Source organism: Flavobacterium macrobrachii, assembly GCF_014486675.1.
In the GTDB taxonomy this organism is placed as follows: Bacteria; Bacteroidota; Bacteroidia; order Flavobacteriales; family Flavobacteriaceae; genus Flavobacterium; species Flavobacterium macrobrachii.
On the sequence record NZ_JACTAC010000002.1, the window covers coordinates 55,532 to 67,958 of the forward strand.

Annotated in this window: 12 protein-coding genes; all 12 read left to right on the plus strand. The window is 33.2% G+C overall.

Translation table 11 applies throughout. The annotated features are described in order from the left end of the window. Nucleotides 1-112 precede the first annotated feature (112 nt). The 12 genes from IAI56_RS00905 to IAI56_RS00960 are packed head-to-tail and all read left to right on the plus strand — an operon-like array spanning nt 113 to nt 12,424. Nucleotides 113-988: a carboxypeptidase-like regulatory domain-containing protein gene (locus IAI56_RS00905; protein WP_187656082.1), complete on the plus strand. Its 876-nt coding sequence runs from the start codon at nt 113-115 to the stop codon at nt 986-988. A 42-nt stretch (nt 989-1,030) separates the two neighbouring features. Continuing rightward, nucleotides 1,031-2,722 carry a DUF6909 family protein gene (locus IAI56_RS00910; protein WP_187656083.1) on the plus strand — a complete coding sequence of 564 codons (1,692 nt, stop codon included), beginning with the start codon at nt 1,031-1,033 and terminating at the stop codon, nt 2,720-2,722. 2 nt (nt 2,723-2,724) lie between these two features. Continuing rightward, nucleotides 2,725-3,705, plus strand: a complete 981-nt coding sequence (locus IAI56_RS00915) for a hypothetical protein (RefSeq protein WP_187656084.1) — start codon at nt 2,725-2,727, stop codon at nt 3,703-3,705. Nucleotides 3,706-3,708: 3 nt separating this feature from the next. Beyond that, nucleotides 3,709-4,566: a glucose-1-phosphate thymidylyltransferase RfbA gene (rfbA, locus tag IAI56_RS00920; protein ID WP_187656085.1), complete on the plus strand. Its 858-nt coding sequence runs from the start codon at nt 3,709-3,711 to the stop codon at nt 4,564-4,566. Continuing rightward, nucleotides 4,567-5,118 (plus strand): dTDP-4-dehydrorhamnose 3,5-epimerase, encoded by a 552-nt coding sequence (rfbC, locus tag IAI56_RS00925; protein WP_187656086.1) that lies wholly within the window; start codon nt 4,567-4,569, stop codon nt 5,116-5,118. Then, a complete protein-coding gene (gene rfbD, locus IAI56_RS00930; protein WP_187656087.1) occupies nt 5,112-5,963 on the plus strand; it encodes a dTDP-4-dehydrorhamnose reductase in 852 nt (283 codons plus the stop codon). The genes rfbC and rfbD overlap by 7 nt, the downstream gene beginning before the upstream one ends. Then, the gene (locus IAI56_RS00935) at nt 5,960-7,066 is read left to right on the plus strand and encodes an ATP-grasp domain-containing protein (protein ID WP_239107008.1); all 1,107 of its coding nucleotides are present in this window, start codon (nt 5,960-5,962) and stop codon (nt 7,064-7,066) included. The genes rfbD and IAI56_RS00935 overlap by 4 nt, the downstream gene beginning before the upstream one ends. After that, entirely contained in the window at nt 7,066-7,992 is a 927-nt protein-coding gene (locus IAI56_RS00940) for a glycosyltransferase family 2 protein (protein ID WP_187656088.1), read from the plus strand. The genes IAI56_RS00935 and IAI56_RS00940 overlap by 1 nt, the downstream gene beginning before the upstream one ends. Then, nucleotides 7,985-8,602: an acetyltransferase gene (locus IAI56_RS00945; protein WP_187656089.1), complete on the plus strand. Its 618-nt coding sequence runs from the start codon at nt 7,985-7,987 to the stop codon at nt 8,600-8,602. Before IAI56_RS00940 ends, IAI56_RS00945 begins: the two co-directional genes overlap by 8 nt. A gap of 2 nt (nt 8,603-8,604) precedes the next feature. After that, nucleotides 8,605-9,726, plus strand: coding sequence for a dTDP-4-amino-4,6-dideoxygalactose transaminase (gene rffA, locus IAI56_RS00950; RefSeq protein WP_187656090.1), 1,122 nt, complete (start codon nt 8,605-8,607; stop codon nt 9,724-9,726). Continuing rightward, nucleotides 9,726-10,553 (plus strand): class I SAM-dependent methyltransferase, encoded by an 828-nt coding sequence (locus IAI56_RS00955; RefSeq protein ID WP_187656091.1) that lies wholly within the window; start codon nt 9,726-9,728, stop codon nt 10,551-10,553. Before rffA ends, IAI56_RS00955 begins: the two co-directional genes overlap by 1 nt. Before the next feature lie 2 nt (nt 10,554-10,555). Beyond that, nucleotides 10,556-12,424 carry a glycosyltransferase family 39 protein gene (locus IAI56_RS00960; RefSeq protein ID WP_187656092.1) on the plus strand — a complete coding sequence of 623 codons (1,869 nt, stop codon included), beginning with the start codon at nt 10,556-10,558 and terminating at the stop codon, nt 12,422-12,424. Nucleotides 12,425-12,427: the final 3 nt, after the last annotated feature.

Here is a 12,427-nt window from a genome sequence, read left to right on the forward strand (position 1 = left end):
CGCAGTATCTTTTTGTCACATCGTGGCATCCCGAAGTTTCGGGAGAGATGCAAATCGTCAAAAGACAAAAAGGATACTTGCTTCAATCAGGGCTAAAAAAGAAACAAAAGGAATGAAAATAAACATTTTTATAGTATTATTTTTTCTAAAAACAATTTGGCTTTCCGCTCAAACCAAAGGCATTGTCGTTGACGAAAACAACCTACAAATTCCTTATGTCAACATATGGGTTGAAGGCGAAAACATTGGAACAACATCCGAAGAAAACGGAACTTTCATCATCGACAGCAACGACGGAAACAAAAATTTGATATTCAACATTTTGGGTTTTGAGAAAAAAATAATAAAACTTTCCGAAGCCAAAAAAGTCGTTTTGCAATCACTAACCAACGAACTCAACGAAATTGTCATTGTCAATAAAAAAGAAACAAAAGAAATAGAAATTGGTCAAGTAGAAAATGCCATTCTTCAAGCTTTTGAAAACGGACCAAAAATTGACGTTAAATATTTTCCCTACAATCCAAAATACAAAAGCACAAGATACATCAAACAAGTTAGAATTCTAACCGACAGCAAACTCGAAACAGCAACACTAAAAATTCATTTTTATGCAGTGGACGAAAACGGATTACCAGGAGAAAAACTCTTGAAGAAAGATTTTATCGTTACCATCAAAAAAGGCGGAAGAAACAATAAAATCAATGTATCCAAATTCAATTTAGCAATCCCAAAAACTGGAATTTTTGTAGGTTTTGAAAAACTAATGATTGAAAGTAACAAAGAAGAAAAAACCATCACCGATCCAAATACCAAAGTAACCACAACCAAGCGAACCTATTATCCGTTGTTGCTTTACAATTATATTGACAGGGATTTTATCTACACGTTTTCGGGTGGAAAATGGATAAAAGAAACAGCAGAAACCAAAGGAATAACGACCAAAATTGACGCTTATCAACCAGCAATTAACCTTATCCTAACTAATTAAACCGCAAAATCAGTATATTTGCAGGTTAGAAAATAAAAATTAATGAAAGAAATTAAGAACATTTCGCGCTCACGAGCGCAAGAGTCGTCAGCAGCTATTGAACGACTGTACATTACCATGAGACATTTATTCAACAGAGGTTTTTATAAACCAATGGGTGTTTCGGGTGAAACTTTGAGAGAAGCATTGCTTTCTCTTCGACCAGAAATTTATGGAAGTATTGCCGAAGAAAAAGTAGAACTTAACGGTTTACTTTATGTTATAGAACGACTTCCTGTTGGTATTGAAGAATGTCGTTACATCAATTTAACTTCAGACGAAGGTTATTCAAAATCCCATTTTCAAGCAATTGTTCCGCCAAAAAGAAGACGTAATTGTTATCGAATTGACGAAGAACAAATGAATGTTGAAATCACTCGTGGACGTTCAGATATTTATGATATTTTGACGCATTTGACTTTTATTTTTATTGAATCGCATAAAATTAAAGATAGAGTTTTATTGGATGATATTGAAGTAGAAGTAACGCGTGATTGGCAAAAATTGGAGCAAGCCGTTCTTCAAAATAAAAAGCTTTCGCAAAAAGAAAAAGAAATTGCAATTTCTCATGCTGCTAATGTTTTAGGAAGAAGTTTTTCGGAAGTTTTGGATATTTATGACGCATTTGGAACTGCAGAAAAGCCAGATCGATTTTTGCACGTAATCTATTGGTTAGGAAAAATTGCTATTGAAGAAATCGTAGATAATAATAAACGAACAATTACGTTTAGTCCAATTTTGAGAGAACGTTTAGGACATCATATTCATGGTGAAATTTGGGCGCATTCAATAAAAAATAAGTTAAAAGACAACAATTTACTCGATAGACCAATTCATATAATCAGTGCTAATATGCATAGTGTTATGAATTCTGTTTTTGCGCCAAGTGTTTTAGCTGCAAAATATAAAGGAAAAGAAGAATATCAAATTTATGAAGATTTGAGCGCTTCATCTAACAAGGATTTACGCAAAAAAGTTGAAGATTTTGCCTTGCTAAATGGAATGATTTCTATTCCAGACGAATCGGGAACCAATATTGATGTTCAAATTTTTGATACGGCAAAATTCGATTGGAAAAAAACCGCTTTTCCATCAGCAAAAGTTGGAAAATTAGCTCCGGTTTTAATTGTTATGGATTATGCATTTGGAGAGCAAGCTTTTGAAACTATCGATGAATTGTTAAAACCTTTCAAAGATGGAAAAAACAGAACGTTTTTAAATGTAGAATCGGTTTCAATCATGGGTAAAGCAGGAATTCTTGAAGGTGGAAAAGGTGATATTATGATACCATCAGCGCACATCAATGAAGGAACGGCTGATAATTATCCGTTTGAAAATGAGTTGACAGCTTCAATGTTTGAAGGACATGATATTCCCGTTTTTGCTGGACCAATGGTCACAGTTCTTGGAACATCGCTTCAAAATAAAGATTTATTGAAGTTTTTCCACGAATCAACATGGGAAGTTATTGGACTAGAAATGGAAGGTGCTTATTATCAAAAGGCAATTCAATCGGCATCAAAAATCAGAAAAAGCATTCCGCAAAATGTAAAAGTTCGTTATGCGTATTATGCTTCAGATAATCCATTGGAAACCGGAAGTACGTTAGCTTCTGGAGGTTTAGGAACTACTGGAGTAAAACCTACTTATTTGATTACGATTAAAATATTAGAACAAATTTTTAACACCAAATAATTATGAGTACAAACACTCAAAATGACGACAATCAAGAAATTGATTTATCACAGATTTCAAGAAAAATTGGCGATTTTTTTGAAGGAATAGCAACTAAAATTTTCAGAGTAATTTTATTCTTTAAAAGAAATATTATTTGGGTTGGAATATTGTTTGTTCTTGGAGCTGGACTTGGTTTTTATCTAGATAAAACAACTAAAGTATATGAACATCAGATAGTTGTTACACCAAATTTTGGTAGCGTTGACTATCTATATGCAAAGATTGAACTTTTAGAATCAAAGATAAAAGACAGTGACACAATTTTCTTGAAGGAAGTTGTTGGTATAAAAGACACAAAGAAATTCAAGGATATTGAAATTGAACCTATTGCAGATGTTTATAAGTTTATAGAGAACAAGGAACAAAACTTTGAATTAATTAAATTGATGTCAGAAGATGGAGATATTAAAAAGGTTCTAAGTGAAAGTTTAACGAGTAAAAATTATCCTTATCATTTGTTAAAATTCGTTACTTTAAATGAGACTGATTATGAAAAAACTGTATCGCCAATATTGAATTATTTAAATAAATCCGACTATTATTCACTTATTCAAAAAGAATACCTGAATAATGTTAAGATCAAAATGGCTGAGAATGATTCTATTATTGGACAAATAAATGGTGTGTTAAATGCCTTTTCTTCTAATGTAAACGGTTCACAAAAAAGTGATAAACTGGTTTATTACAATGAAAATTCTCAGTTGAATGATGTAATTAAAACAAAGGATCAGCTTGTGTATGAACAAGGTCAACATAGAATTTCGCTAGTAAATTTAGACAAAATAGTCAAAAATAATTCAGAAGTATTGAACATTAAAAATACAGAATCAATAAACGGAAAAATGAAATTAATACTACCGATACTTTTCATATCAATTTTTGTATTAGTTGGATATTTCAAATCTTTCTACAAAAAACAAATGGCAAAACATAACGCATAATTTATGAAAGGAATTATATTAGCTGGTGGATCGGGAACACGATTACATCCATTGACTTTGGCAGTAAGTAAACAGCTTATGCCAATTTATGACAAACCGATGATTTATTATCCATTGTCAACCTTGATATGGTCAGGAATTAGAGAAATTTTGATTATTTCTACACCACATGATTTACCATTATTTAGACAATTGCTTGGCGATGGTTCTAACTTAGGTTGTCGATTTGAATATGCTGTTCAAGAACATCCAAACGGATTAGCTGAAGCTTTTATTATTGGAAAGGAATTTATTGGAAATGATAAAGTAGCCTTGGTTTTGGGTGACAATATTTTCTACGGAACAGGACTTTCCGACTTGTTATTAGCCAATAATAATCCTGAAGGTGGAATTATTTATGCGTATCATGTTCACGATCCAGAAAGATATGGTGTAGTTGATTTTGATGATAATGGAAATGTTTTATCTATCGAAGAAAAGCCAGAAACACCAAAGTCAAATTTTGCTGTTCCAGGAATATATTTTTATGATAATGATGTAGTTGAAATTGCTGCCAATATACAACCAAGTCATCGTGGTGAACTTGAAATTACTGATGTAAATAAAGAATATCTACGTCGTGGAAAACTAAAAGTAAGCATACTTGATAGAGGAACAGCATGGCTTGATACAGGAACATTCAACTCGTTGATGCAAGCAGGTCAATTTGTTCAAGTAATTGAAGAACGCCAAGGATTAAAAATTGGAGCCATTGAAGAAGCTGCTTTCAAAATGGGTTTCATTGATGCCGAACAATTAAAAAAATTAGCCCAACCACTATTAAAAAGTGGTTATGGAAATCACTTATTAAGTTTAATATAAATGAATTTTGTTCCAACAAAATTAGCAGGTTGTTATGTAATTGAGCCAAAAATCATTCAGGATGAACGCGGTTATTTCATGGAAAGTTTCAATGAAAAAACATTTCAAGAAGGTGTAGAACAAGCGGTTCATTTTGTTCAAGACAATCAATCGTTTTCAACAAAAGGCGTTTTGCGCGGATTGCATTATCAAACAGGCGAACATGCGCAAGCCAAATTAGTTCGTGTATTACAAGGCGAAGTTTTGGATGTAGCCGTTGATATTCGTCCAGATTCACCAACATTTGGTCAATATGAAGCTGTGCTTTTATCAGATGAAAATAAAAAGCAATTTTTTGTTCCAAGAGGTTTTGCTCACGGATTTTTGGTTTTGAGCGAAACGGCAACTTTTTTCTACAAATGTGATAATTTTTATAACAAAGAAAGTGAAGGCGGAATAGCTTATAACGATAAAACTATCAATATTGATTGGCAATTTTCATTTGAAAATTTGATAATTTCTGAAAAAGATAAAGTACAACCTACAATAGAAAATGCCAAGAAAGCATGGTAGTTTTAGTTACAGGAAGTTCAGGACAATTAGGTCAAAGTTTGCAGTTTATTGCGCCAAATTATCCGCAAATAGACTTTGTTTTTTGTGATTCAAAAACTCTAGATATTACTAATCTTGAAAACTGTAATCAGGTTTTTGATCAATACAAACCCAATTTTTGCATAAATGCCGCAGCATATACTGCCGTAGACAAAGCCGAAAGCGAATTTGAAAAAGCTTTTGCTATTAATGTAACGGGTGTAAAAAACTTAGCCCAAGTTTCAAAAAAACACGACACTATTTTACTTCATATTTCTACTGATTTTGTTTTTGATGGAAGCAAAACTAAACCATATATTGAAACCGATATTCCAAATCCAACAGGAGTTTATGGACAAACTAAATTGGATGGTGAAAAAGTAATTCAGCAAATTTGGGAGAAACATTTTATCATTAGAACATCATGGGTTTATTCTCAATTTGGGAATAATTTTATGAAAACCATGTTGCGATTAGCTTCAGAAAGAGATACTATTTCAGTGGTAAACGACCAAATTGGAACACCAACAAATGCGGTAGATTTGGCTGAAATTTTGGTGAAAATTATACTAACCGACAACCGACAACCGACAACCGATAACTTCGGAATTTATAATTTCAGTCATGAAGGACAATGTTCATGGTATGATTTTGCTAAAAAAATATTTGAAATTAATAATATAAGTATAAATTTACTTCCTATACCAACAACAAGTTTTCCAACGCCAGCAAAAAGACCAGCTTACAGCGTTTTGGATAAAAGTAAAATTAAAAGTATTTTTGGATTGGAAATTAATAATTGGGAAGAGAGTTTAAAAACAATTTGAAAAAATTAGCAATAATTGGCGCTAGCTATTTACAACTTCCATTAGTAGAAAAGGCAAAAAAAATGGGTATTGAAACTCATTGTTTTGCTTGGTCTGATGGCGCAGTTTGTAAAGAAATTGCAGATTATTTTTATCCAATTTCAATTTTAGAAAAAGACGATATTTTACAAAAATGTATTGAAAACAATATTGATGGGATTACCACAATTGCTACAGATATGGCGGTTCCAACGATATGTTATGTTGCCGAAAAAATGAATTTAGTTTCTAATAGTTCTATTTCATCGTTTGCATCTACAAATAAAAGCGAAATGAGAAATGCTTTTAAAAAAGGAAATTGTTCCATGCCTAAATTTATAGAAGCAGATAATATTGATGTAAATACTAAAGATTTTAAATTTCCAGTTATAGTAAAACCTGTAGATAGATCTGGAAGTAGAGGTGTAACAAAAGTTTTGTTTGAGAACCAATTGCCAGAAGCAATACAGTATGCAATAACCGAATCGTTTTGTAAAAAAGCAATAATAGAAGAATATATTGATGGAGATGAAGTAAGTGTAGAAACTATTTCTTATGATGGCGAACACACTATTTTAGCTATTACAGATAAGGTTACAACAGGTGAACCACATTTTGTAGAATTAGCACACCATCAACCATCGAGTTTATCAAATGAAATCCAAGAAAAGATAAAATCAGAAACTATAAAATGTTTAAATGCTTTAGCAGTTAATTTTGGTGCAGGACATTCTGAATTTAAAATTACTCCTAATGGAGAAGTTTTTATTATAGAAGTTGGCGCTAGAATGGGCGGCGATTTTATAGGTTCGCATTTGGTAGAACTATCAACAGGTTATGATTTTTTAGAAGGTGTAATTAATATTGCTTTGGGTAAATATGAAAAACCAGTTTTAAAAAGCAATGCTTTTTCTGGAGTTTATTTTTTATGTAAAGAAACTGAACAAATTTTACCTTATTTTTACCAAAATAATAGTTTTGATATTCTTAAAGAAATTCAAAATATTGCATTGCAAGAAGTCATGAATAGTAATGAAAGATCAGGATACTTAATTTACCAGTCTAATGAAAGAATAAAGCTATAATGAAATTATCAATAGTTACTACTTTATATAAATCTAAAGGTTTTCTTGAAATTTTCTTGAAAGAAATTATTTCTGCTATTGAAATTATTAATGTTAAAGAGTACGAATTAATCTTTGTAAATGATGGTTCTCCAGACAATTCTGTAGAATATTTATTAGATAGAAAAAAAGAAATTTCACAAATAAAAATTATAGACTTATCTAGAAATTTTGGACATCATTATGCAATTCAAGCAGGTTTAAATTATTCTTCTGGTGAATATGTCTTTTTAATTGATAACGATTTAGAAACTCCTCCGAGTATTTTGGTTGATTATTATAAAGAAATTAAAAACGATACAAATTTAGATGTTGTTTATGGTTATCAAGAAGCCAGAAAAGGCAATTTTATTGAGAAAAAAGCAGGAAGTGTTTTTTGGGTTTTAATCAATAAGTTATCAGATACAAAAATACCACATAATATACTTACAGAAAGATTAATGACCAGACAATACGTAAATGAATTATTGCGATTGCAAGATGCAAATTTATTTATTGGCGGAATGTTTTATTGGGTTGGATTTAATCAAAAAGGAATTCCGGTAAAGAAAGGAATCCGAGAAGGAGCAAGCACTTATACTATAAAAAGAAGAGCCGAATTAATGCTTCAGGCTATTACTTCATTTTCAGGCAAACCTTTAGAATGGTTATTTTATATAGGAATATCAATCTCATCTTTTAGCTTTCTTTTTTTAATGTATTTAGCCGTTCAAAAAGTAATTCATCAAGATGATGTACAACTTGGTTGGACATCAATTGTAGCAATTAATGTACTAATTTTAGGAATTATTTCTACTTTTTTAGGTTTAATAGGTATTTACATTTTTAAAATATTTAAGCAAGTACAAGGACGACCAAATGCTATTATAAAAAAGGTATATGAATAAAATTTTAGCAATTTTAGGAGCTGGAGAACTTGGACAACAAATTGCCAATTTTGCTATTAATGACAATCATTACAGTGATGTATATTTTTATGATGATCTTAATGATGGAAAACAAATAAAAGGAAATACAATCCAATTAATATTTGATTTTGAGAACAATTTATTTGATGAAATGATAATTGGTATAGGATATAATCATTTAAAAGCAAGAGAAGAAAAATTCAACTTTTTACAAAAAAAAATAAAATTCGGAAGAATAATCCATTCAACGTCTTGGGTTGATAAATCGGCAACTATTGAAGAAGGATGTATTGTTTATCCAAAATGTGTAATTGATAAAAATGTAATTATAAAGCATAATTCAATTCTTAATTTAAATTGTACTATTTCGCATGATTCAACAATTGCATCAAGTTGTTTTTTAGCACCATCAGTTTCTATAGCCGGATTTTGTACTATTGGTAGTGAATGTTTTTTAGGAATAGGAACTACAATTATAGACAACATCAATATTGTTGATCAAACAGCCATTGGAGCTGGAACAGTAGTCGTAAAAAATATTATCAAAAAAGGAATATATGTTGGTAATCCAGCAAAACTTATAAAATAGAAATGATACCATTTAATAAACCCTATTTAACAGGAAAAGAAACAGAATACATCACAGACGCAGTTGCTTCTGGTAAAATATCCGGAAACGGAAAATATACCCAAAAATGCCAGCAGTTTTTTGAAAAGCAATTTGGTTTCAAAAAAACCTTGCTCACCACATCCTGCACCGATGCGCTGGAAATGGCAGCGATACTGATTGATATCAAAGAAGGTGATGAGGTAATCATGCCATCCTATACTTTTGTTTCTACTGCAAATGCTTTTGTATTAAGGGGAGCCAAAATTGTTTTTGCCGATAGCAGGAAAGATCATCCGAACATGGATGAAACCAAATTGGAATCACTGATTACATCAAAAACCAAAGCGATAGTTCCGGTTCATTATGCCGGAGTTGCCTGCGAAATGGATACCATTATGGATTTGGCGGCAAAACACAACTTATTTGTGGTTGAAGATGCCGCACAAGCAATAGATAGTTACTATACTGGTAAAGACGGAGTGAAAAGAGCACTTGGTTCTATTGGTCATTTAGCAGCTTTTTCTTTTCATGAAACTAAAAACATTATTTCTGGCGAAGGCGGAATGTTAGCCATAAACGATGAACAATTTATTGATCGCGCTGAAATTATTTGGGAAAAAGGAACCAATCGTTCTTTGTTTTTTAGAGGTGAAGTTGATAAATATGGTTGGGTTGATATTGGAAGTTCGTTTTTGCCATCTGAAATAATAGCAGCTTTTTTATGGGCACAATTAGAAAATCTTGAAGATATTCAGCAAGTAAGAAAACAGCATTGGGAGAAATACCATAACGGATTGAAACAGTTTGCGTCCGACAATGATATCGAACTGCCAATTGTTCCAGATTATGCAACCAATAATGCCCACATGTTTTACCTGGTTTGCCAAAGTATTGAGCAACGTTCAGCGTTGATCGAAAAACTTCGAAATCAGGATATCCATCCGGTATTCCACTACATAAGCCTGCATTCGAGCCCTTTTTATGAAGACAAGCACGATGGCAGAAATCTATCAGAAACAGACCGATTTACCGATTGTTTGGTAAGGCTGCCATTGTTTTACGAGTTAAATGTTGACACAGTAATAAACCAAATCTTAAAATAATGGCTTCTAATTTTCAGAACAATCCTAATTTGTACCTCAAAGACGGAATTTATTTTGCAAAAGAGCAATCGGCAATTTCTTATCCGGAAGAAGGAAATCAGGAATGTTTTCAATTGGAAGACAACAGCTTTTGGTTCAGGCACAGGAACAACTGTATTGCGGCTCTTGTAGAAAAATTCTCAAAGGATGAGGTTTTTTTTGATATTGGCGGCGGAAACGGTTTCTTTTCGGCAATGCTCCAGCAAAAAGGCTTTGAAAGCGTTTTGGTGGAACCTGGTATTGCAGGTTGTGTGAATGCTAAAAAAAGAGGTGTGCAAAGTGTAATATGTTCGACACTTTCGGATGCCAAATTTGAGAAGAACTCTATCGATAACATCGGATTGTTCGATGTGGTAGAACATATAGATGACCATATCGAATTCCTGACAGAAAATTACGAATACCTGAAAAAGGGCGGAAAAATATACATTACGGTTCCAGCCCTTCAAATACTTTTTTCGGAAGAAGATGTTTATGCGGGGCATTTCAGGAGATATACCGTAGCACAGATGGCGGGCATTTTGGAGAAAATCGGATTTAAGATAAAGTATAAAACCTATTTCTTTACGTTTTTGCCGATCCCGTTATTGTTGCTGAATGCCATTCCGTACCGAATGGGATTGAAAAAGAAAAAAAAGGAAGACCATTACGCCAACAGGCATTCGCTGGGCGATGGATTTGTATCCAGAATACTAAATAAGATTCTAAGATTTGAAAGTAACAGGATAAAAAACCTAAAAACAATGAGCTTGGGTAGTAGCTGTCTAATAGTAGCAGAGAAAAAATAACAATGAATATATCACTTAATATCAATATCAACAATTCGCAAAAAGTAGTTCAGTTCAATTATCTTCTTTTAGGGATCCTTGTTTTGAGCTGTATACTCAGATTTTATAATCTTGGTTTTCAGGGAGCATGGATAGATGAACTGTATACACTAAAGCAGGCAGATCCTGATTTGTCCTTCCAGAAGTTCAACGAGATGAACATGTTCTATGACGGGATTCCGCACCTGTACTTTTTAATCGTTAAGTTCTTCGGGATTATTTTTGGACATACTATTTATACCATCCGTTTGGTATCGGTGATTTTTGGAGTGCTTGGCGTTTTTGGAATGTATTTATTGGGTAAAGAAATCGCAGGTAAAAATGTAGGGTACATTGCAGCATTGCTGCTTGCCGTCCATCCATTCCACATCGAATATTCGCAGGAAGGAAGATCGTATGCCATGCTGGCATTTTTCGTAATAATGGCTTATTACAGATTGGTCATTTTCCTTAAAAATGTGAACTTGAAAAACGCCATTTACCTGGGGCTTTTCACGGGGTTGATAACCAATGCGCAGCCTATCGGCATCATCAGTGTGATCAGCATATTTCTTGTTGTTGGGATCATGCTTTTGTTTATGAAAGCCAAAAAGGAAAGGATCGATGCTTTTAAATACGGTTTTGCAGCCGGAATTGTCACGCTGTTGGTCTTTTTGCCGGTGTACCAAAAAGTAGTGAATGCTTCCAAAATAACGTCTTTCTGGGTATTGAAGCCAACATATGATTACGTAAAAATGGTAATGTCGCAGGTTACCGGCGGAAGCATATTGTTTGTTTATCTTTCAGTAGCTGCCCTAGCGGTAATCCTTATCATGGCGTTTGTCAAAAAGAGCACAAGCCAAAAGCTTTCTGAAAAGCCTTTCTTTAGTGCAGTCATTGTTTTGGTCTGGGTATTGTTTTATTTCCTGTTCATATTTATAAAATCGCTCGGAGAATCTTCGTTGTTCCTTCACAGGTATTTTATCCCTATGGTCCCGGGATTAGCGCTTGCTATTGCTTTGGCGGTTTCATACATCAAAAGCAATGCGGTAAAGGCCGTATGCGCAACATTGGTTTCGTGCGTATTCCTATACAACATGATAATCGAAAGAAGCTATTATACAACAAGGGTAAAATCGCAGTTCAATGACATCTGCCTTCAGATCAAAGAAGAAAACAAGCAAAACGAAACCATCATCTCGAGTTGGGGATGGCTGCTTTCTTTTTATCTTGATAAAGATTTTAAGATCAACAATGTCTACGAGAAGACTTTGGATGCCTACATCAATGATGTAAAAACCAATTCGGTTGTTCAGGAATCATTCTGGTATATTGATGGAAACTCAAAGCCGTATTCTGTCAGTGCGGAAACTCAGGAGTTCCTTGATAAAAACTATCAAGTTGAGAAAACCATCGAACTGCATGATTGCTGGGCGAAACATTTCATCTCAAAAAAAGCAGCCGATAACAAGGTAAAAGCCATACGCCTGAATCAATTCCAGAATGCCAAATTTGACGGAAGCGGTAACCTTGCCTTTTTCGAAAACTCCAAATCGGCGTCGTTGCCGGTTTATCTGACCACAGGCAATTATCAGCTGACAATAGCAGGGATAAGCCTTCCGGGAACCAAGATCAAAAACGAAAATGCCAAGGTCAATATTTATCTGAACTCTAAACTATCAAGAACCATTGAGCTGGATGAAAAGGAGACCAAAGAGTTTACTATTGATTTTATACAACAGAAAGACGAAAACCTGACTGTGGAAATCGAATTCATAAACGATTTCTGGCTGGATGGTTTAGACAGAAATGCGCTAATTTCAAATATTAAATTAAAGAAAGTTGATTTTTAAGAA